General features: G+C 66.1%; 20 protein-coding genes and 1 tRNA gene. 16 read left to right on the top strand and 5 right to left on the bottom strand.

Features of this window, described 5'->3' with window-relative positions:
- Nucleotides 1-15: 15 nt before the first annotated feature.
- Complete coding sequence (locus ACSLGO_RS13480) at nt 16-1,506, bottom strand: sodium:solute symporter (RefSeq protein WP_436401289.1); 1,491 nt, start codon at nt 1,504-1,506, stop codon at nt 16-18.
- A gap of 348 nt (nt 1,507-1,854) precedes the next feature.
- Here ACSLGO_RS13480 and ACSLGO_RS13475 point away from each other — a divergent pair, with 348 nt between their 5' ends.
- The 9 genes from ACSLGO_RS13475 (at nt 1,855) to ACSLGO_RS13435 (ending at nt 10,140) form a co-directional block, all read left to right on the top strand.
- Nucleotides 1,855-2,754 carry a ParA family protein gene (locus tag ACSLGO_RS13475; protein ID WP_425546168.1) on the top strand — a complete coding sequence of 300 codons (900 nt, stop codon included), beginning with the start codon at nt 1,855-1,857 and terminating at the stop codon, nt 2,752-2,754.
- Nucleotides 2,732-3,616 carry a segregation and condensation protein A gene (locus ACSLGO_RS13470; RefSeq protein ID WP_377956282.1) on the top strand — a complete coding sequence of 295 codons (885 nt, stop codon included), beginning with the start codon at nt 2,732-2,734 and terminating at the stop codon, nt 3,614-3,616. Before ACSLGO_RS13475 ends, ACSLGO_RS13470 begins: the two co-directional genes overlap by 23 nt.
- Entirely contained in the window at nt 3,585-4,241 is a 657-nt protein-coding gene (gene scpB, locus ACSLGO_RS13465; RefSeq protein ID WP_091605747.1) for an SMC-Scp complex subunit ScpB, read from the top strand. The genes ACSLGO_RS13470 and scpB overlap by 32 nt, the downstream gene beginning before the upstream one ends.
- A 24-nt stretch (nt 4,242-4,265) precedes the next feature.
- Nucleotides 4,266-5,372: a pseudouridine synthase gene (locus ACSLGO_RS13460; protein ID WP_091605745.1), complete on the top strand. Its 1,107-nt coding sequence runs from the start codon at nt 4,266-4,268 to the stop codon at nt 5,370-5,372.
- A 10-nt stretch (nt 5,373-5,382) separates the two neighbouring features.
- Nucleotides 5,383-6,486, top strand: a complete 1,104-nt coding sequence (locus tag ACSLGO_RS13455) for a prephenate dehydrogenase (RefSeq protein ID WP_377956281.1) — start codon at nt 5,383-5,385, stop codon at nt 6,484-6,486.
- The gene (cmk, locus tag ACSLGO_RS13450; RefSeq protein WP_325786486.1) at nt 6,486-7,184 is read left to right on the top strand and encodes a (d)CMP kinase; all 699 of its coding nucleotides are present in this window, start codon (nt 6,486-6,488) and stop codon (nt 7,182-7,184) included. The genes ACSLGO_RS13455 and cmk overlap by 1 nt, the downstream gene beginning before the upstream one ends.
- Before the next feature lie 182 nt (nt 7,185-7,366).
- Nucleotides 7,367-8,911, top strand: coding sequence for a ribosome biogenesis GTPase Der (gene der, locus ACSLGO_RS13445; protein WP_386917917.1), 1,545 nt, complete (start codon nt 7,367-7,369; stop codon nt 8,909-8,911).
- Between the two features lie 137 nt (nt 8,912-9,048).
- Nucleotides 9,049-9,122: transfer RNA gene (locus ACSLGO_RS13440), tRNA-Pro, on the top strand.
- A 268-nt stretch (nt 9,123-9,390) separates the two neighbouring features.
- A complete protein-coding gene (locus ACSLGO_RS13435) occupies nt 9,391-10,140 on the top strand; it encodes an SDR family oxidoreductase (protein ID WP_091605734.1) in 750 nt (249 codons plus the stop codon).
- A gap of 25 nt (nt 10,141-10,165) precedes the next feature.
- Here the strand turns inward: ACSLGO_RS13435 and ACSLGO_RS13430 are convergent, their stop codons facing one another.
- Complete coding sequence (locus ACSLGO_RS13430; protein ID WP_436401282.1) at nt 10,166-11,314, bottom strand: NAD(P)-binding domain-containing protein; 1,149 nt, start codon at nt 11,312-11,314, stop codon at nt 10,166-10,168.
- Between the two features lie 119 nt (nt 11,315-11,433).
- Between ACSLGO_RS13430 and ACSLGO_RS13425 the strand changes: the two genes are divergently transcribed.
- A complete protein-coding gene (locus ACSLGO_RS13425; protein WP_263128764.1) occupies nt 11,434-12,201 on the top strand; it encodes a MerR family transcriptional regulator in 768 nt (255 codons plus the stop codon).
- A gap of 41 nt (nt 12,202-12,242) precedes the next feature.
- Here the strand turns inward: ACSLGO_RS13425 and bsh are convergent, their stop codons facing one another.
- Nucleotides 12,243-13,190 carry a choloylglycine hydrolase gene (gene bsh, locus ACSLGO_RS13420; RefSeq protein ID WP_263128765.1) on the bottom strand — a complete coding sequence of 316 codons (948 nt, stop codon included), beginning with the start codon at nt 13,188-13,190 and terminating at the stop codon, nt 12,243-12,245.
- Between the two features lie 238 nt (nt 13,191-13,428).
- Here bsh and ACSLGO_RS13415 point away from each other — a divergent pair, with 238 nt between their 5' ends.
- Complete coding sequence (locus tag ACSLGO_RS13415; protein WP_386917920.1) at nt 13,429-13,989, top strand: small multidrug efflux protein; 561 nt, start codon at nt 13,429-13,431, stop codon at nt 13,987-13,989.
- Here ACSLGO_RS13415 and ACSLGO_RS13410 read toward each other — a convergent pair.
- Complete coding sequence (locus ACSLGO_RS13410) at nt 13,986-14,507, bottom strand: alpha/beta fold hydrolase (protein ID WP_386917921.1); 522 nt, start codon at nt 14,505-14,507, stop codon at nt 13,986-13,988. The genes ACSLGO_RS13415 and ACSLGO_RS13410 overlap by 4 nt on opposite strands.
- A gap of 345 nt (nt 14,508-14,852) precedes the next feature.
- Here ACSLGO_RS13410 and ACSLGO_RS13405 point away from each other — a divergent pair, with 345 nt between their 5' ends.
- The 5 genes from ACSLGO_RS13405 (at nt 14,853) to ACSLGO_RS13385 (ending at nt 19,125) form a co-directional block, all read left to right on the top strand.
- Nucleotides 14,853-16,340 (top strand): FAD-dependent monooxygenase, encoded by a 1,488-nt coding sequence (locus tag ACSLGO_RS13405; RefSeq protein ID WP_436401281.1) that lies wholly within the window; start codon nt 14,853-14,855, stop codon nt 16,338-16,340.
- Nucleotides 16,341-16,558: 218 nt separating this feature from the next.
- Nucleotides 16,559-17,029, top strand: coding sequence for an FHA domain-containing protein (locus ACSLGO_RS13400; protein WP_091605714.1), 471 nt, complete (start codon nt 16,559-16,561; stop codon nt 17,027-17,029).
- Between the two features lie 13 nt (nt 17,030-17,042).
- Complete coding sequence (ftsR, locus tag ACSLGO_RS13395; RefSeq protein WP_091605711.1) at nt 17,043-17,798, top strand: transcriptional regulator FtsR; 756 nt, start codon at nt 17,043-17,045, stop codon at nt 17,796-17,798.
- A 5-nt stretch (nt 17,799-17,803) separates the two neighbouring features.
- On the top strand, nt 17,804-18,301 hold the full coding sequence (locus ACSLGO_RS13390) for a bifunctional nuclease family protein (RefSeq protein WP_436401280.1): 498 nt from the start codon (nt 17,804-17,806) through the stop codon (nt 18,299-18,301).
- 233 nt (nt 18,302-18,534) lie between these two features.
- Nucleotides 18,535-19,125 (top strand): MerR family transcriptional regulator, encoded by a 591-nt coding sequence (locus ACSLGO_RS13385; protein ID WP_091605709.1) that lies wholly within the window; start codon nt 18,535-18,537, stop codon nt 19,123-19,125.
- A 90-nt stretch (nt 19,126-19,215) separates the two neighbouring features.
- Here ACSLGO_RS13385 and ACSLGO_RS13380 read toward each other — a convergent pair whose 3' ends face one another.
- Nucleotides 19,216-20,058, bottom strand: coding sequence for a ParA family protein (locus tag ACSLGO_RS13380; protein WP_152274282.1), 843 nt, complete (start codon nt 20,056-20,058; stop codon nt 19,216-19,218).
- Nucleotides 20,059-20,096: the final 38 nt, after the last annotated feature.

Here is a 20,096-nt window from a genome sequence, read left to right as displayed (position 1 = left end):
GTTTTGTCTGCTCAGCTACTGGGCGCGGGAAGCGTCCACAGTCTCGCCTGCATCTGCCGCGTCCAGCTGCGCCCGGCCCGCCACGCGGTCCTCCCAGGCGAACATCACTGCGGGGTCTGTCCGCGGCGTCAGCAACGAGACCACGAAGTACACCGCCGCGGAGGCGATGAGGCCAAAGTAGATGGGTTCGTTGGCGTATACGCCGTCATACGGAGCATCTCCGGTGATTTCCAGGTAGATCATGGTGGAGAGGGTTGCCACGGTTCCGGCGACCATGGAGGCTGCTGCGCCGAAGCCGGTGCCCCGCTTCCAGAACAGTCCGCCCAGGATCGCGACCAGCAGGCCGCCCACCAGGATGTCGTACGCAATGGTCAGGGCCGCCACGACGTCCTGGACCACAATGGCCAGCAGGATCGTCACGACGCCCAGGCCCAGGACCCAGGCCTGGCTGCGGGCGACGTCGTGCTCCGGGTTTTCGGCGGACGGAGCGTCGGTGCCGGTGGCCTTCGAACCGCCGAACCAGCTGCGGACGTAGGGCACGACGTCGGTGCGCGCCACCGTGGCGGCCGCAATGAGGGAACCCGAGGCAGTGGACATCATGGCCGCGACGGCGGCAGCCAGGACCAGCCCGCCCAGTCCCACCGGCAGGATGTTCATGGCGACGTCCGCGTAGACATCGTCCTTGGATTCGATGGCCGGCAGGACGACGGAGGCTGCCATGCCGATCAGGGCTCCGGCCACGCCGTACAGGATGCAGTAGATGCCGGCCGCGGTGCCGCCCCAGCGCGCAATCAGGGGTGTGCGGGCTGTGAAGACGCGCTGCCAAATGTCCTGGCCGATCAGCAGGCCAAGGGTGTAGACCACAAAGTACGTGATGATGCTCTGCGCGCCGATGCCGGTGATGCTGAAGAACTCAGCGTCCACGCGTTCGCGGATTCCGTCGATGCCGCCGGCATTGGCGAAGGTGAAGGGCAGCATCAGCGCGAACACGCCGATGGTCTTGATGATGAACTGCGCCATGTCCGCGAGGGTGATGGACCACATGCCGCCGATCGTGGAGTAGATGAGTACGACGGCGCCGCCTACGGCGATTGCCAGCCAGCGGTCCCAGCCGAAGAGCACTACGAAGATGGTGGCGTACGCGCCCGTGGAGGTGGCACACAGCATCAGGGTGTAGGCCAGCATGACAACGGAGGACATGCGGGTTGAACCCGGGCCGTAACGGAGCGAGAGCATCTGGGAGACCGTGTAGATCTTCAGCTTCTGCAGCTTCGAGGCGAAGAGCAGGCTGAGCAGCAGGACACCGGCGCCGATGGCCACTACGAGCCACATTCCGGAGATGCCGTACTGGTAGCCAAGGCCCACGCCGCCCACGGTTGACGCGCCGCCCAGGACTACGGCAGCCATGGTTCCCGTGTAAAAGAGCGGGCCGAGCCGCCTGCCGGCTACGAGGTAGTCGCTCTCATTCTTGGTGCGGGACTTTCCCCACCATCCGAAAGCAAGCATCCCTACGAGATAAGCCACAACGATCGCGGCGTTTATGTATTCCACATTTGGTCCTGTCGGTTCGGCGGACTGGGCTTTGACGTGGACCTGCGCCTCGTATTGCCTCACAGTCAACATCTGTTTACCTAGACGCTAACCGCCGAGCGGAAAATGCGTCAATGGTTTCGGCGAAACTGATCCCGCCCGGCCGGACCGGCCCGCCGTCCCGTGGATCAAGGTTCGAGTTAAGGTTGAGCGTCAAGGCTCGCAGGCGTTACGCGCCGGGATTCGCGGTATCCGTGTTGCACGGTTGTAACCTTGGAAGGGACAGCCAGCAGGACAGCTAGAGACGGAAGCGTGGATTTATACGTGAGCAGCGAACAGAGTTCCACAACTCTGCAGGACGAGGCACAGGGCGCAGCCGGCGAAGCCATGGGTCCTACCGGCCGGCCGCTGACTGAGTTCCCCGAGCCTCCGGTCCTGACTTCCCATGGTCCGGCCCGCATCATCGCGATGGTGAACCAGAAGGGCGGCGTCGGCAAGACTACGTCCACCATCAATCTCGGTGCCGCACTGGCAGAGGCCGGACGCAAGGTCCTGCTGGTGGACTTCGACCCGCAGGGCGCCCTGTCCGCCGGGCTGGGCACCAACCCGCACGAACTGGATGTCACCGTCTACAACGTGCTCATGGACCGCAAGGTGGACATCCGCGATGCCATCCAGGAAACGCACGTTGAGAACATCGACCTCCTGCCTGCGAACATCGACCTCTCCGCCGCCGAAGTCCAGCTGGTCAACGAAGTTGCCCGCGAGCAGGTCCTGGAACGCGCGCTGCGCCGTGTCTCGGACGACTACGACGTCATCCTCATCGACTGCCAGCCCTCCCTGGGCCTCCTGACCGTTAATGCGCTTACCGCTGCCCACGGCGTGATCATTCCGCTGATCTGCGAGTTCTTTGCCCTCCGCGCCGTGGCGCTGCTGGTGGAGACTATCGAGAAGGTCCAGGACCGGCTGAACCCGGGCCTGCAGGTGGACGGCGTTCTCGCCACGATGTACGACGCGCGCACGCTGCACAGCCGCGAGGTCATTGGCCGCCTGGTGGAAGCCTTCGGGGACAAGGTCTTCGAAACCGTCATCAAGCGCACCATCAAGTTCGCCGATGCCACCGTCGCTGCCGAACCCATCACCTCCTACGCCGGAAACCACGCCGGCGCTGAGTCCTACCGCCGGCTGGCCAAGGAACTGATTGCCCGCGGCGGCGCACCCTAGCGCCGCAGGGGATACGGCCGCCGCGGCCGGGTTCGAGGTCCGGCTGGAGAACTTCCGCGGCCCGTTCGACGTGCTGCTTGGGCTCATCACCAAGCATGAGCTGGACATCACTGAAATTGCCCTTGCCACGGTCACCGACGAATTCATCGGCTATATCCGCGCGCTGACGGCTTCCGGCCAGGGCTGGGCGCTGGACGAAGCGAGTGAGTTCCTGGTGATCGCGGCAACGCTCCTTGACCTGAAGGCAGCCCGCCTGCTTCCGGCTGGAGACGTGGAGGACGACGACGACATCGCCCTGCTGGAGGCGCGGGACCTGCTCTTCGCCCGGCTACTGCAGTACCGCGCCTTCAAAGAGGTTGCCTCCCTGATGGAACGCCGGCTCGAGGAAGAAGGCCTCCGCTTCCCGCGGGACACCGCGCTGGAGCCGCACCTGGCTGCCATGCTGCCGGAACTGGTCTGGAAAACGAGCGCCGGGGAATTCGGTCAGCTGGCACGGAAGGCGCTCGAACCCAAACCCGGTCCGCCCACCGAAGTCGGCCTGGCGCACCTGCACGCACCGCGTGTCAGCGTGCGGGAACAGGCGCGGATTATCGGGGACAGGCTCCGGCAGGGCAGCCCGCTGACGTTCCTGGAACTGGCGGAGGGAGCCACACCGCTGGAAATTGTTGGCCGCTTCCTCGCACTCCTGGAAATGTTCCGCGACGGAGTGCTGGCCTTCGACCAGCCTGAGCCGCTGGGCGAGCTGAAGATCACCTGGACCGGAACCGGCTCCCTTGGCTGGTCCGCCTCCACCCTCACCGATGAATACGACGACGCTGACGAGGAGACCGATGCAGCCGCAGCTCTCGAACCAGGGCACTGAAAACACCTCCGCGGCCAACGGTGGAGGCGTCGGGGACCGGCCCGGCGGCGTGCGTGCCGCAGCCGAAGCGGTATTGATGGTGGCCAGCGAGCCGGTGAGCGCCGCGAGCCTTGCCGCAGCACTGGGAATTGGCGCCGTGGCCGCCGAAGAACTCCTCGACGGTCTGCGCAAAGAGTATGACGGCTATACTGGGGACGGACCTGACGGACTGCGCGCAGTTGAACCGCGCGGTTTTGAGCTCCGGGAAGTTGCCGGCGGCTGGCGAATCTACTCCCGCCCCGCCTTCGCCGACGTCGTTGGGCAGTTCGTTCTCGAAGGGCAGAGCGCCCGGCTTTCCCAGGCCGCGCTGGAAACCCTGGCAGTGGTTGCCTACCGGCAGCCGGTCACCCGCGGACGAATTTCGGCCATCCGTGGAGTCAACGTGGATTCCGTGGTCCGGACGCTGATCCAGCGGGGGCTGGTAACTGAATCCGGAACCGAACCCGAAACCGGTTCACTGCTCTACGTGACAACCCCGCTTTTCCTGGAAAAGCTGGGTCTGGGCAGCGTAGAGGAACTGCCGCAGATCGCACCGCACTTGCCCGGGCTGGAAAACCTCCCGGAATTTGAAGAAACTACTTACTGACCGCTACATCCGAAGGACTTCTCAATGACACAGGCACCCCGTTCCGGCTCAGGCCGCAGTAATCCGCGCAGCGGCGGGGGAGCAGGCTCCAGCCGCAGCTTCGGCAAGGGCTCCAAGCCCGCCACCGGACGCACCGGAGGCCCGAAGTCCTCAGGCGGAGCAGGCGCCCCCAAGCAGGGAGGCTTCAAGTCTGGCGCACCGAAGTCCGGCGGTTTTAAGGGAAGCGCGCCCAAGGAAGGCGGCTTCAAGCCCGGCGGTCCCCGCACCGGCGCCCCGAAGGGCAAGGGCGGCGGCGAGCGGGCTTTCCGCAACGAACGCTTCGGCAAGAACCTGGGCCCGGTGACCAAGCGCACGCACACGCGCCGTCCGGGCAAGCCCGTCATTTCCGAGCACCACGATCCCGAGGGCATCCGGCTGCAGAAGGTCATGGCCAGCGCCGGCGTAGCCTCGCGCCGTGTCTGCGAGGAAATGATCACCGAGGGCCGTGTGGAGGTCGACGGCGAAGTCGTCACCGAGCTCGGCGTGCGCGTGGACCCCAAGACCGTGGCCATCCACGTGGACGGCATGCGCCTGCAGCTCGACGAGACGCAGAAGTACTACGTCTTCAACAAGCCGCGCGGCGTCGTCTCCACGATGGAGGACCCGGAAGGCCGGCCGTGCATCAGCGATTACCTCAAGAGCACCAACAAGCATGAGCGCCTCTTCCACGTTGGCCGCCTGGACACCAACACTGAAGGCCTGCTGCTGCTGACCAACGACGGCGAGCTGGCCAACCGCCTGACCCACCCCTCCTACGAGGTGCCCAAGACCTACCTGGTGCAGGTGCGCGGGCCCATGGCCCACGGCATCGGCGCCCAGATGCGTGAAGGTATTGAGCTGGAGGACGGCTTCGCCAAGGTTGACTCGTTCCGTCTGGTGGACTCGACTCCCGGCCACATCCTCGTGGAGGTGGTACTCCACTCCGGCCGGAACCGCATTGTCCGCCGCATGTTCGACGCCGTTGGCCACCCCGTGGAGCGCCTTGTCCGCACCCAGATGGGCCCGATCCGCCTGAATGACCAGCGCCAGGGCAGCATCCGTGTCCTGGGACGCCACGAAGTCGGCCACCTGATGGCCGTCGTGGGCCTCTAGTCCCGTGACCGTGCTGGCCAACGGGGGCACACACCTGTCCGGACCGGTGCTGGTCATCGGCACCGGACTGCTGGGTGCGAGCATCGGCCTGGGCCTGCGGGCCCGCGGCATCGACGTCGTGCTTTCAGATATTTCCCCCTCCACCGCCGCGGTGGCGAAGGACATTGGCGCCGGACGCCTGCTCCAGGACGCAGGGCCCGGCTTCGCGCCCCAGCTGGTAGTCGTCGCCGCGCCGCCGGACGTGACTGCGTCCCTGGCGGCGCAGGCACTGGCGGACTGGCCGGGCGCCGTCGTCGTGGACATCGCCAGCATCAAGGCTGCCGTCCTGGCGGACCTGCGGGCCACCGGGACGGACCTGTCCCGGTATGTTGGCACCCACCCGATGGCCGGACGGGAAAAGTCCGGACCGGTGGCGGCGCTGGGGAACCTGTTTACCTCGATGCCCTGGGTTATCTGCGCCGCCGAGGAGAGCACCCCGGAAGCCGTGAAGACCGCCGAAGCCCTGGCGATCGACCTCGGTGCCGTTGTTTCGCGCATGGATGCCGAAGAGCACGACGGTTCGGTGGCGCTGATCAGCCACCTTCCGCAGGTCATGTCCTCCCTGGTAGCAAGCCGGCTGCAGGACACCCCGTCTCCAGCGCTGGCCCTGGCTGGCAACGGACTGCGGGACGTCACCCGGATTGCGGCGAGCGACCCCAAGCTCTGGGTCCAGATCCTCAGCGGCAACGCACCGCGCCTGGTCAGCATCCTGCACGGGGTGCGGGAGGACCTGAACCGACTGATCAATACGCTTGAAAACCCCTCCGCCGACGGCGCGCGCCTGGATATGGCCCAGCTCATCGCCGAGGGGAATACCGGGCAGGCACGGATTCCGGGCAAGCACGGTACGCCCCCGCAGTCCTTCGTCAGTTTCACCGTCCTGGTGGACGACACCCCCGGACAGATCGCCCGGCTCCTCACGGAGATCGGCGAAATAGGCGTCAACCTGGAAGACCTTCGGCTGGAGCACGCCTCCGGACGCCAGGTTGGACGGGTGGAAATCTCGGTGCTGCCGAGCAAAGTGCATGGCTTGGTCAGCGAACTGACCGCGCGCGGCTGGAAGGTAGTTCAGTGATGACAGAGCAGGACCCGGCACAGTTTCGGCTGGGCAAGCCCCTGGTGGTGGCAATCGACGGACCGTCAGGGTCCGGCAAGTCCAGCATCAGCCGTGAAGTGGCCCGCCGGCTGCGCGCCAACTACCTGGACACCGGTGCCATGTACCGGGCGGTGACCATCGCCTGCATGCGGGCGGGCATTGACCTGGCGGATGCAGTGGCCGTTGAAGCCGCGACCCGGAACGCGGACATTGACCTGAGTACCTCACCGGATGCCGAATGGGTCCGGGTTGGGGGAGAGGACGTCACCCAGGCGATCCGCGAACCCGAGGTGTCCTCCAATGTATCCGCCGTGGCCACCACGCTCGGTGCCCGCGCCGAACTGGTGCGCCGCCAGCAGCAGCTCATCAAGGACTCAGGGCTCCGGATCGTGGCTGAAGGCCGGGACATCACCACGGTGGTGGCGCCCACTGCCGAGGTGCGGATCCTGCTCACGGCATCCGAGGAGGCGCGCCTGCGCCGCCGGGGCGTGCAGCTGGGCGGCTCCCAGTCCGCCGCGGCGCTGCGGGAGCAGGTACTCACCCGCGACGTGAAGGACTCGACTGTGGTGAATTTCCAGCAGGCGGCCGACGGCGTCATCACCGTTGATTCCTCTGACCTGGACTTCGAAGAAACGGTCCGGGCCGTGCTGGATGTGGTTTTTTCAAGCACGCACTAAGTACTGACGGCAGGCGGACAGCCGGGACTCCAATGGGGTCCCGGCGCCTTGCCGTGTTTCAATGGACTGGTGGCCGCATGGGATTTTCCGTGCCGGCACCCCAACACTTACCCGGGCTGAACGTCCGGAGACGGCCGTGCGCAGCTGCGCCGACGGCCTCAACGGAAAGAAAGCAATAGTTTATGAACGCCAACCCGACCTTTGACGGTGACTCCGAAGAGTACATCCCGGCAGGCGAGGACCAGATCGACGAGCGGCTTGCGGCCCTCGACGACGACGAAGCCAACCTGCGCGCCGAAACCCTGCGCGCCGGGCTCTCCGATTACGAACTCGACGACGAAGACGCCGCCCTGCTGGCCGGCGGCTACGACGAGTATGACGAAGACGCGCCGCTGCGGCTGGACCCCGTCGTCGCCATTGTGGGCCGCCCCAACGTGGGTAAGTCCACCCTGGTGAACCGTATCCTCGGCCGCCGCGAAGCCGTGGTTGAAGACACCCCCGGCGTTACCCGCGACCGCGTGTCCTACCCCGCCACCTGGAACGGCGTGAACTTCACGCTGGTGGACACCGGCGGCTGGGAGCACGATGCCCGCGGTATCCATGCCCGCGTAGCCGACCAGGCCGAAATCGCCGTCGACGTCGCCGACGCCGTGATGCTGGTTGTCGACGCAACCGTTGGCATCACCGCCACCGATGAAGCCGTGGTGCGCATGCTGCGCAGCAAGGGCAAACCGGTCATCGTCGTCGCCAACAAGGTGGACGACGTCCAGAACGAAGCGGACGCCTCGGTGCTCTGGGGCCTGGGCTTCGGCGAACCTTACCCGGTCTCGGCGCTGCACGGCCGCGGCACCGCAGACATGCTCGACGCCGTGCTGGACGTGCTGCCGGAGTACTCCGCCTACGGCGGCCTGGAATCCAGCGGCGGCCCGCGCCGCATTGCGCTCATCGGCCGCCCCAACGTGGGCAAGTCCTCCCTGCTGAACAAGCTGGCCGGCAGCGACCGCGTAGTTGTGGACGACCTCGCCGGCACCACGCGCGACCCGGTGGATGAGCTGATCGAACTGGGCGGGCGCACCTGGCGTTTCGTGGATACCGCAGGCATTCGCCGCCGCCAGCACATGGCCCAGGGCGCAGACTTCTATGCCTCGCTGCGTACGCAGGCCGCGCTTGAAAAGGCGGAGGTCGCCGTCGTGCTCCTGGCAGTGGACGAAGTCCTTTCCGAGCAGGATGTGCGCATCCTGCAGCTGGCGATCGATTCCGGCCGTGCGCTGGTCCTGGCCTTCAACAAGTGGGACCTGCTCGACGACGAACGCCGCCGCTACCTCAAGACCGAAATTGAGCGCGACCTGGCCCACGTTGAGTGGGCTCCGAGCGTCAACATCTCCGCCAAGACCGGCTGGCACAAGGACAAGCTCGTTCCCGCCCTGGACCTGGCCCTGGAGAACTGGGACAAGCGCATTCCCACCGGCAAGCTGAACGCCTTCCTTGGCGAGCTCGTCGCCGCGCACCCGCACCCGGTACGCGGCGGCAAGCAGCCCCGCATCCTCTTCGGCACCCAGGCGTCCTCCCGGCCGCCGAAGTTTGTCCTGTTCACCACGGGGTTCCTGGATCCCGGCTACCGGCGCTTCATCACCCGCCGTCTGCGGGAGACCTTCGGGTTCGAAGGAACACCGATTGAGGTGTCAATGCGCGTCCGCGAGAAGCGCGGTAAGCCAGGCAAGCGCTAACACGCGCTAGCACGGCCGCCGGCCCCGGAGCCAATGTGAACTCCGGGGCGGCGCCGATGCGGGGAAAACGCAAACCATGATGTAGAGTATTTGAGTTGGTTCGGCCGGAAACAAACCGGCCACACGGATCAGCGGAACGGGTTGTGGCGCAGCTTGGTAGCGCACTTGACTGGGGGTCAAGGGGTCGCAGGTTCAAATCCTGTCAACCCGACAGAAACTAAAATCGCCTCGGCGGACACTATGTCCGGCCGGGGCTTTTTTGTGCCCTTGAACGGCCATCCTTCCCATTCTTCGTTACTGAAGAGGTACGAGTGGTCACCGGAGGTGACAGGAGCAACGCAGTGTGGGAGGTCCGGCTTCGGCTGCGCGTTCTCTGGCGTTGAAGTTGTTCACAGCAAGCCGCCACGGGCAAGTTAGTGGACTCGGCGGCCCTCTTCGTGGCTGTATGTACTTACGTCCCTCCTCGATCGGAGCACAACATGTCTGAATCCAGCACATCCCGGGATCCAAGGATTGCCCTCGTCACCGGCGGATCAGGGGGAATCGGCCGGGCGATCGCCAGGCGCCTCGCCAGGGACGGCTTTGCCGTGGCGGTCCATTACGCCGGGAACGTCAACAGGGCCACGGAGCTGGTTGAGGAAGTGAATGCCGACGGCGGCCGGGCCATCGCCGTGGGCGGGGACGTCGCAGACTCCGCAGCCATGACCCGGCTCTTTGACGATGTCGAGGCCGCCTTCGGGGGAATCGACGTCGTCATCAACACCGCGGGAATCATGGTCCTCTCAACGGTGGTGGACCTGGACCTGGATGAACTCGACCGGATGCACCGCACCAATATCCGCGGAAGCTTCGTGGTCTCCCAGCTGGCCGCCCAGCGGCTTCGGAGCGGAGGGGCGCTGGTGAATGTGTCCACCAGCCAGACCCGCCTGCAGCATCCCACCTACGCGCCGTACGCGGCCAGCAAGGCTGCAGTTGAGGCCCTGACTCCGGTGCTGGCCCGTGAACTGCGGGGGAGGGACATCACAGTCAACGCGATTGCTCCCGGTCCGACCGCCACACCGCTCTTCCTGGACGGCAAGGACCAGGAGGCCATCGACAGGCTCGCCCAGCTGGCTCCGCTGGAGCGCCTCGGCACCCCGGAGGACATTGCCGAAGTTGCTGCGTTCCTGGCCGGTCCCTCGCGCTGGATCAACGGTCAGGTCATCTATCCCAACGGCGGACTCGCCTGAGGAGCAGCAAACCGCTGCCGGTTGCCTAGCTGCGGACAGCCACGGCGCCGAGCTGTTCGGCAACGGCCAGGACAGCGTCCCTCCCGGCCCTGTTCCCTCCGACGGTGGATTGCGAGGGGCCGAACCCGATCAGGTGGACGCGCGGATCCGCCGCGGACACCGTGCCGTGAACCTCTATTCCGCCGCGCTCATTGCGCAGCCGGAGCGGATCAAGATGCGCCAGTGACGGCTTGAAACCCGTGGCCCACAGGATGGCATCCACACGGGTCAGCGAGCCGTCGGCCTCCCGCACGCCATCCGGCTCGATGCCGGTGAACATCGGCCTCCGTTCCAGCGCACCGCGTTCCCTCGCGGCCAGTGCGTACGGGGTCCACAGCAGATCCGTGTAGGAAACCACGCTGCCGGTGGGCCTGCCCGCTTCCACATCCGCCGCAACCCGGGCCACCACGTCCTTTCCTGCCTCCGCATCGAAGGGTCCGTCCCGGAAAACCGGTTCCCGCCGCGTGTACCAGAAAACCTCGGCCACCCGGGAGATCTCCTCCAGCTGCTGGATGGCTGAGATGCCGCCGCCGACAACGGCGACCCGCTGCCCCGCGAACTCCTCCAGCGAGGAATAGTCCCGGGTATGCAGCTGGCGGCCGATGAAGCCCTCAGAGCCGGGATACTCGGGCACGATGGGGTTGTCCCAGGTTCCCGTGGCATTGATCACTGCCCGCGCAGCCCAGGTACCGGCGTCGGATTCGACCAGGAGCTCACCGTCGGGGTCATCGTCTGCCGGACGCACCGAGAAGACCGTGACGGGACGGAGGATTGGAAGCTGCATGCGTTCCTCGAACGCCGCGAAATATTCAGGGACCGCAATCCGGGCAGGGGTGCCGGGATCAGGAGGGGCCTGCCGGAATCCCTGAAGATCGAAGATTCCGTTGACAGTGGCCATGGTGAGCGAATCCCAGCGGTGCAGCCAGGCACCTCCGGGCGCCGTTCCGGCGTCGAGCATCACGAAGCTCCGCTCGGCGTCCCGCTCGGCCAGGGCACTGGCAAAGCCCCGCCGGGCCAGGTGGTAGCCGGCTGACAGGCCTGCCTGCCCGGCTCCGATGACGACGACGCCGGCCCGCCGTATCCGGCCGGGTCCGGTTTCGGATTGTCCCCGGGAAGAAGAGGAAGCGGTGTGCATGTGGGAGAACTCCTTGGGTGCTGGGGTCACTGGGTAAATGCCCGAAGGCTGGGAAACATTCCCCCGGAGGGATGCGGGAGCGCTGTACACCGGGTTCGCGGGAGGGAAAGATGAGGCGCATGTCCTGGAGTACGCGCGAACTCGCCGATCTTGCCGGCACCACCGTGAACACCGTGCGGCACTACCACCGCCTCGGTCTGCTCGAGGAGCCTGACCGGCGCTACAACGGCTACAAACAGTACGAGGTGCGGCACCTGGTCAGCCTGCTCCGCATCCGGAGACTCGCCGTCCTGGGCATCCCCTTGTCCCGGCTGGGCAATGCCGCGGATGCCGACCCGGGAACGGCAGAGGTGCTGCGGGAAGTGGATGCCGAACTCCAGCAGCGCATCGATGCGCTGCACCAGGCCCGGGCGCACATTGCCGCGATCATTGAACATCGGGCGCCAGCGGATGTGCCGGCGGGTTTCGAAGCGGTTGCTTCACGGCTGTCCGAAAGCGACCGGTCTATCGTCCACCTTATGACCCGGTTCTATGACGAGGAGGCGCTTGAGGATATCCGGAAGATGTCCGCGGATGAGAGTGACGACACGGGGCCGGACATCGAGAACCTTCCCGCGGACGCCGACGAGCAGACCCGGCAGGCCCTTGCCGAGAGGGTGGCAGCAGTCATCGTGAAGCACCTCGCCAACTACCCCTGGCTGAGGAATCCCGCCGGGCACCTGTCCCAGGGGCACCAGCTCAGCACGGAGACGTTCGGGAATGCGTTGACGGAGCTGTACAACAAGGCCCAGCTGGATGTGCTGGTCCGGGCCAACAAGATCGCCGAGCAGATGATGGGCGGCGCGCAGCCCGCGGGCGGGGAACGGACCACCCGCACTCCCGACTGAATGCGGGCACCGGGGAACGGGGCGCCCGCTAATCGCCGCCGCTAGACGACCACCAGGTCCTGTCCCGAAGGCTTGTGGTCGGCGAGCGCCGCACTCTGGATGGCCGGGTCCTCATAGGTGTTCCAGTAGTACGTCATGGTCCTGGACGAGAACAGGCCGGTGTAGATGGTCTTTTCGAAGTCTCCGCTGCCCATGGATGCGCTGCCCTCCACCATGGCTACTTGCTGCAGCGTGTGGAAGGCGCGGCTGACGTTGTCCGCCTCGCTGGTTTTCTGCGGATAGTGGGCGTGCACGTAGGCAGCCCGGACAAAGCGCGACGGCGAGTAGTAGTCACCGGGAATGCCGCGCATCAGCGAGCCGGAGCCGAACGGGGTCAGGTGCGCCTGGTTCAGCACCACCTCCTCGGGGAACTCCGGGGACAGGTTGAGGTAGTTGCGCAGGTTTTCGTGGTGCCAGGTGAACCCGGGCTGGTTCGCCAGGACATCTACATCGTCATGGAAGACCTGCATGCCCGCAGCCGTGTACTCCACGACGATGGACCGGCTCGCGTCGCCGATGATCCAGTGCAGCAGCGAACTCGGATACTTTTCGTTGATGGGCCGGTCAACAATAGCCACGTTGCCCAGCGCTGCCTCCACCTCGTCCACGGTGGCGAACTGGGTGGCGACCCACAGCGGGAATTCGAACGCAGCCACGTTGACCGCTCCGGCCACCTGGTCCGGGGCATAGCTGGCGTATCCGGGGAAGTTCAGCCCGGCTACCGCCAGGCCGGCGTCATTGCCGCAGTCGAAATAGAGCGGGGTGTCTTCTTCCACGATCCCCATGCCAATGACCGCGTGCTTGATGTCCCGGACTGCGCCAAAGGGTGACTTCGGCGCATATCCGGTAGGTGCGACCACTACCCGTTCGCCATAACCGAACGTCCAGTCCAGATTCCGTGCGAGATAAAGGTTGCCGTTGCCGTCGCTGTACCGAATGCCTGTGCACATGCTGATGCTCCCTGTTCCTGGATTGCCGCTCGTCCACCCGCGGTCTTTCAGGGTAGGCCTGTTTGGCGGGTCTGCGGCAGGTGTTCGGGACAAACGGGAAGCCGGATGAGCGGATCAGCCGGTAAGCGTGCCGGCGGGCCGTTCCGCCCAGGGGTTGACCCTGTTCCGGGAACACGGTTTCTACTGCTTCCACAAGCCGGGGGAGAGGCCCCCGCTGAGGAGACTAGGAACCAGCTCGATGAACCCCACCCAGGAACTCGTCCACAACTTCCAGGAGCTGCTAGGCCAGGTGCCTGAATTCATGCAGCCCTTCATCCTGGTGCTCGCTGCCGCTGTCCCCTTCCTGGAAGGCGAAGCGGGGGCCATGATCGGCGTCGTCGGCGGGCTGAACCCCGTCCTTGCCGCTGCCGCGGCCGCCGTCGGCAACTTTGCCAGCGTTGCACTGGTAGTCCTGGTGACCGCCCGGGCCCGCACCGCCGTCACCAGCCGGGTGGATGCACGGGCAGAGTCCGCTGCCGCCGCAGCCGCCGGCACCGCCACTCTGGTAACGGTGCCCGCCGCCAAACCCGAATCGAAGGGACGGCTGCGTTTCAAGCGCTGGCTGGTCCGCTTCGGTGTCCCGGGGGCGAGCATCCTGGGTCCGCTGGCCATCCCCACCCAGTTCACGGCTTCGATCCTCGTAGCCGGCGGCACCTCGCGCCGCTGGGTACTGCTCTGGCAGGGCGTGGCGATCGTGCTCTGGACCACCATCACCACGGTCCTGGTCTGGAGCGCGCTCAGGTTCGTCGTCGGGGTCTAGGAACCCAGGGCGGCGACATCCCGGGCCACTGTGTCCAGCTGGTCCCCGAACTGGTGGCCGCCGGTTTCATGCCGGCGGACCACCGCACCGGGAAGCAGCGCCTCGTAGCGGTCCAGGTGCTCGAATGGCACTGTGTCGTCGTCGCGGCAGTGGTGGAGGAATACGGGCAGCCCCGGCGGAAGGGCGAAGCCGGCTGGCAGGGCATACTCTCCCTGCCAGCCCTCAGATCCCCAAAATGGCGTGGCCAGCAGCACCATCCCCAGGGGCATCGGTTCCGGCGGGAGCACCGCAAAGCGCAGCAGCGCCATCGAGGATCCAAACGAATGCCCGACGATCACGGTCTCCGGACCCAGCGGTTCCAACGCCGCATCGATGCCGGCAAGCCATGCCTCCGCGGTCATTCCGTCATCAGGAAAGCGCGGCATGGACACTGGAACCCTTAAGCGTGAGCGCAGTTCCCCGGCAATCTGCTGATCGTCCTTCCATCCGCCCGCCCCATGCAGAAAAAGAACCTCCACGGCGTACCACCTGCTTCCTCTCGGCGTCCTTCTACTGTGCCGCAGGAGACGGATTGATGACAGGGCCGAACTGAAGTCCCCACCACGGGCGATGCCGGGAACCGGGACAGTGCCCAGGACACCTGATCGCTTGCCGGCAAAGGCCAGCTGCGTGACGCAGTGGCCGCGCCGGACGGAGCCTGTGGGGCCTGAGCAGCGATACGGACGGCCGGGGACTCCCGGCTCCGGAGGGCGACCGCATTCTGCGTCTGGAGATCCTGCCCTGAACCTGTTCCCTCAACATTTTCCCGGTACGGACGTACGCTTCGCTGAGATGACAGTCCAGAGGGATCGAGGGGGACGCCTGTGCCCGAAGTAATCGTCGCCGGAGCCGGCCCTACGGGAATCTTCCTGGCCAGTGAACTCCGCCTGCACGGAGTGGACGTGGTGGTGCTGGATAAGGAGCCTGAACAGAACACCGTTATCCGTGCCCTGGGACTGCACTCCCGCAGCATCGAGATCATGGACCAGCGCGGACTCGGGGCGCAGTTCGCAGCAGCCGGCCCCCGGTATCCGCTGGACGGATTCTTCGCGGGAATCCTGCGGAGTGCCCCGGAACTGGACACCACCCATCCCTACGTCCTTGGCATTCCGCAGACTGAGACCGAAACCCTGCTGACCCGGCGTGCACTTGAACTGGGCGTGGATATCCGCCGGGGAACCGAACTCACCGGCCTGTCGCAGGACGATGCCTCCGTCACGGCAGCGCTCGCGGACGGCAGTGAACTCCGGGCGCGGTACCTCGTTGGCTGCGACGGCGGCCACAGCATAGTCCGGTCCCTGGCGGGGATCGGCTTCCCGGGCGAGCCCAGCAGGCGGGAGTTCCTGCTGGGGGAAGTGGAGTTCACGGCGCCGCCCGATGAGGTGGCGGCGGTGTCTTCCCGCGTCCGCGAAACCCACCGCGACTTCGGTGCAGGCCCCGTGGACGGCGGTGCGTTCAGGGTGGTGGTTCCGGCGGACGGCGTTGCCGAAGACCGCACCGTCCCGCCGGGTCTGGACGAACTGAAGCAGCAGCTGCGCAGCTACGCCGGCACGGACTTCGGAGCCCACTCGCCTCGCTGGATTTCCCGTTTCGGGGACGCGACGAGGCTGGCGGAGGCCTACCGGTCCGGAAGGGTGTTCCTGGCCGGAGATGCCGCCCATGTGCATCCTCCCTTCGGCGGCCAGGGCCTCAACCTGGGACTGCAGGATGCCCTGAACCTGGGCTGGAAGCTCGCCGCAGCGGTGAACGGGTGGGCGCCTGATGAGCTGCTGGACACCTACTTCACTGAACGGCACCCGGTCGCCGCGGACGTCCTGAACACCACCCGCGCGCAGTCAGAACTGGTCTCCACGGAGCCGGGCCCGCAGGCCGTGCGGAAACTGCTCACGGAACTCATGGAGTTCGACGCCGTCAACCGGCACCTGATCGGCAAGATCACCGCGCTGGATATCCGGTATGACTTTGGCCCCGGTCCGGACCTCGTAGGCCGCCGCCAGCGGGACATCCCGCTGGGCCAGGGAACGCTGTACGACCGGATGCATACCGGGCGGGGAGTGCTGCTGGACCGGACGGGCGAGCTGCTGCTGGAGGGCTGGGAAGACCGGGTGGATTCAATCGCCGGCGCGGGGCTCCATCCGCAGGTGCCCTCGCGGCTGCTGCGGCCGGACGGGCACATCGTCTGGCTGGAGTCCGAACCGGATGAGGGCGGCGGCAGCTCTGCGGACAGCCAGGCAGACCTGGTCGACGCGCTGGAGACCTGGTTTGGTCCGGCAAGCCTGCCGAGCATGGTGCAGCTGGCGGTTCTGGACTGAGGGCGCAGCCAATCAGTGAAGGTCCACGTCAGGGTGTGAACCGGCGATTCGTCCGGCCGGGATGCCCGGGCTGGAAGAGGGGCCCGGATCCTCTGTGCCGCAGACGGCTCATAGCAGGTAGGCTAAGACAGCCGGTAAGGCACGAACGGTAAGTGAGTGTACATTTGGCCAGCCGCCGCCTGGGCGGGTTGGCCGGTTCTTTTTGGGGAGGAAACACCATGGCGGGCGAGGACTACAACGCCGCAGCAGCGGATGATCAGCGTGGCTTCAGCGCGGAGGACACGACGTCGATCAGCCTTCCGCCAATCTCCGACGCAACGACGATCGAGCCCAAGCTCAGCGCGGACGAGCGGGCTGCCGTAGCAGCCCTGCCGGCCGGTTCAGCTTTGCTCATTGCGCACTCGGGCCCCAACGCCGGAGCACGGTTCCTCCTCGACCAGGACGTCACCACTGCCGGACGCCATCCCAACGCGGACGTGTTCCTGGACGATGTGACGGTTTCCCGCAAGCACGTTGAGTTCCGCCGCACGCCGGAGGGCTTCCGGGTAGTGGACTCGATGAGCCTGAACGGCACGTACGTCAACAACGACCGCGTGGACAACCTGCTCCTGCGTACCGGAAATGAAGTGCAGATCGGCAAGTTCCGGCTCACCTTCTACGCTGCGCGCCCGGCTGCCGGCACGGCGTAAAAGGCGCACGCGGATGCCAGGACCAGAGGCAGCGCGGCGGGCTATCGGCTCCGCTGCGGAGCGGGCGCGCCCGCGTGTACTCAACATCGGCCAGGTCCTCGCGGACCTGAGTGCCGAGTTTCCCGGCATTAGCGCCTCCAAGATCCGGTTCCTGGAAGAAAAGGGACTCGTCTCACCGCAGCGGACCGCTGCCGGGTACCGGAAGTACTCTTCCCAGGACGTCGAGCGGCTCCGCTTTGTCCTGGCCCTCCAGCGGGACCAGTACCTGCCGCTGAAAGTCATCAAGGACTACCTTGACGCCGTTGACCGCGGGGAGCGGCCCGAATCCCTCCCCGGGGGCCTGACCCTGGCACCCCGTGCCGTCTCGGACCAGCTCGCCGGGGAACTGGCTGCACGAAGCCGCGCGCGCCTGCTTTCCTTCGACGAACTCGTGGCGGAGTCCGGAGCCGCCGCCGAACTGGTCCGCAGCCTCATCAGCTACGGACTTATCAGCGCCGAGGCGCAGCAGTATGATGAACACGCCCTGAAAGTCGCCAAAGCGTGCCGCCAGCTCGAAGCCCACGGCATCGAACCAAGGCACCTGCGGCCGTTCCGGGCGGCAGCGGACCGGGAAATTGGACTGGTGGAACGTGCCATTGCCCCGGTTGCCTCACGGCGGGACGTCGCCTCGCAGGCGAGGGCCGCGGAGACGGCCCGGGAGATCAGCGATCTCTGCCTGAGCCTGCACAGCGCCCTGGTCCACGGACAAATAGCCCGGATGGAGAGCTGAAGCCGATGCAGGAAGTCGAAGTGGTGGGTGTTCGGATCGAACTCCCGTCCAACCAGCCCCTGGTCCTTCTCAAGGAAACGGAAGGGGGGCGGCACCTGCCCATCTGGATCGGTGCGCCCGAAGCAAGCGCCATCGCCTTCGTGCAGCAGGGGATCGTGCCCCCTCGACCCATGACCCATGACCTTCTGGCTGCCGTCATCAAGGCGCTGGGCCGCCGGGTGACCGAAGTCCGGCTGGTCTCTGTCGAGGACACGGTTTTCCACGCTGAACTGGTGTTCGACGACGGCACCCGGGTGGGGTCCCGCGCCTCGGACGCCATCGCCGTCGCACTGCGGGTCCCGTGCCCCATCATGTGCGCCGAAACCGTCCTGGAAGAGGCCGGCGTGCGCATTACCGAGTCCGATACGGAGGACGATGAGGACGAAGCGGAGAACGCCGAGCAGGAGCTGCGGCAGTTCCGGGAGTTCCTCGCCGACGTCGAGCCTGAGGACTTTGAGCGCTGACGGATTCGACACGCTCCAAAAAATACCCGCCGCATCTTTGACCTAGCCCGCGCACGGATCTAACGTCGAAGCATAGAGTTCCCATTGCGCCAATGGGTTACCGGAGACACACTAGGAAAACTGCAGGCATCAGCGCCGGCAGGTTACCAGGCCCGGCAGGGCACTGGCCGTCCGTCTCCGCTGTGGTAACCAAGCGGCTATAGACGTTGCGGGAACCATTACTAGGAGGAACAGTGAGTCCGAAAGGCGATGCCGGCGAAAACCGCGCCGTAGCACCCGGAAAGGTTCTGCCGGCAAGTGCCCAGGGACTGCTGTTCACCGAAGACCTGCCGGTTCTCGATGAGGACGCGGGCTACCGCGGCCCCACTGCCTGCAAGGCAGCAGGCATCACCTACCGCCAGCTCGACTACTGGGCACGCACCGGACTGGTGGAGCCCGCCGTGCGCGGAGCGTCCGGTTCCGGCACCCAGCGCCTCTACAGCTTCCGCGACATCCTCGTCCTGAAGGTCGTCAAGCGGCTTCTGGATACCGGAGTGTCCCTGCAGCAGATCCGCACCGCCGTCGAACACCTGCGCGAACGCGGTGTGGAGGACCTGGCCCAGATCACCCTCATGAGCGACGGCGCCAGCGTCTACGAGTGCACTTCCGCGGACGAGGTCATTGACCTGGTCCAGGGTGGCCAGGGCGTGTTTGGCATCGCAGTAGGGCGGGTATGGCGCGAAGTCGAAGGCAGCCTGGCGCAGCTTCCCAGCGAACACGCCGAAGACCATTCCTTCCCGGAAGACGAGCTCAGCCGCCGCAGGGCTGCGCGCAAGATCAGCTAAAACTTAAAGCGAAAGGCCGCTTTCCCGGAAAGGGAAGCGGCCTTTTTGCTGTCCGGCGTCCTGCTCTCATGAGGGCGTGCGGCGGAGGAACTAGCCCGCCGGCCGTCGCATGACCCGGTTGCGCATGCTGCCCGTCTGGACCAGGTTCTTGAGCAGCGCGTCAAAGGACCCCGCCGCCTGTTTCGCGGAGTCACCGGGCCAGTGGTGGACAGAGTGTGCAGCGCCCTGGATCTGCTGCCAGTTGGCGTGCTCGGCGATGTTCGGTTCCATGAGCAGGTCACCGAACATCTGCTTCATTTCCGCGAGCCGGAACGTGTGTTCGTTGGAGGTGGGGCGGACGCGGTTGGCAACGATACCTGCCGGGGCGAGGTTCGGGGCGAACTCCTGGCGGAACAGGTCCAGTGCGCGCATGGTGCGTTCGGTGCCGGCGACGGAGAAGAGCCCGGGCTCAGCGACGAGAAGTACCCGGTTACTGGCGCTCCATGCCATCCGCGTGAGGCCGTTCAGGGACGGAGGGCAATCGATCAGCACCAGGCCATAACCGGTGACCTTGCCGAGCAGGGTGGAGAGGCGGCGCAGATCCCGCTTGCCGAGGTCCGGGCGGTCGTAGATGCCGGAGTAGGCGGAACCCATGGCTACATCCAGCACGGGGCGGCGCTTGGGATCGTTTCCGGGCTGCTTTCGGGCAGTCTCAACCCATCCGCTTGGCACCACATTGGCAGCAAGGTCTGCGCGGCGCGCGCTGCGGAGCATGTCCCCGATGCCCAGGTTGTTGCCGGGGGACACGGCCAGGCCCGTGGTGGCATCGGCATGCGGATCAAGATCAACCACCAGGGTAGGAATGCCGGCGGCCAGGGCCGCTGAGGCCAAACCCAGCGTTACGGAGGTCTTGCCGACGCCGCCCTTCAGGCTGCTGATGCTCACTACTTGCACTTGTTGAACCAAAACCTAACGTGTCGAGGGATCACGGG

The sequence above is a fragment of the Arthrobacter sp. IK3 genome (assembly GCF_051337705.1).
Taxonomy (GTDB): domain Bacteria; phylum Actinomycetota; class Actinomycetes; order Actinomycetales; family Micrococcaceae; genus Arthrobacter_B; species Arthrobacter_B koreensis.
Note: the sequence above shows the minus strand (reverse complement) of the source record. Positions and strands in the feature narration are given on the sequence as shown.

Excerpts from the sequence above, each read along its gene's own strand:
- ACSLGO_RS13460 (WP_091605745.1), top strand. The coding sequence starts at position 4,266 with ATGACACAGGCACCCCGTTCCGGCTCAGGCCGCAGTAATCCGCGCAGC.
- cmk (WP_325786486.1), top strand. The coding sequence starts at position 6,486 with ATGACAGAGCAGGACCCGGCACAGTTTCGGCTGGGCAAGCCCCTGGTG.
- ACSLGO_RS13430 (WP_436401282.1), bottom strand. The coding sequence starts at position 11,314 with ATGCACACCGCTTCCTCTTCTTCCCGGGGACAATCCGAAACCGGACCC.
- ftsR (WP_091605711.1), top strand. The coding sequence starts at position 17,043 with ATGCCAGGACCAGAGGCAGCGCGGCGGGCTATCGGCTCCGCTGCGGAG.
- ACSLGO_RS13400 (WP_091605714.1), top strand. The coding sequence starts at position 16,559 with ATGGCGGGCGAGGACTACAACGCCGCAGCAGCGGATGATCAGCGTGGC.
- ACSLGO_RS13435 (WP_091605734.1), top strand. The coding sequence starts at position 9,391 with ATGTCTGAATCCAGCACATCCCGGGATCCAAGGATTGCCCTCGTCACC.
- bsh (WP_263128765.1), bottom strand. The coding sequence starts at position 13,190 with ATGTGCACAGGCATTCGGTACAGCGACGGCAACGGCAACCTTTATCTC.
- ACSLGO_RS13390 (WP_436401280.1), top strand. The coding sequence starts at position 17,804 with ATGCAGGAAGTCGAAGTGGTGGGTGTTCGGATCGAACTCCCGTCCAAC.
- ACSLGO_RS13425 (WP_263128764.1), top strand. The coding sequence starts at position 11,434 with ATGTCCTGGAGTACGCGCGAACTCGCCGATCTTGCCGGCACCACCGTG.
- der (WP_386917917.1), top strand. The coding sequence starts at position 7,367 with ATGAACGCCAACCCGACCTTTGACGGTGACTCCGAAGAGTACATCCCG.
- ACSLGO_RS13480 (WP_436401289.1), bottom strand. The coding sequence starts at position 1,506 with ATGCTTGCTTTCGGATGGTGGGGAAAGTCCCGCACCAAGAATGAGAGC.
- ACSLGO_RS13415 (WP_386917920.1), top strand. The coding sequence starts at position 13,429 with ATGAACCCCACCCAGGAACTCGTCCACAACTTCCAGGAGCTGCTAGGC.
- scpB (WP_091605747.1), top strand. The coding sequence starts at position 3,585 with ATGCAGCCGCAGCTCTCGAACCAGGGCACTGAAAACACCTCCGCGGCC.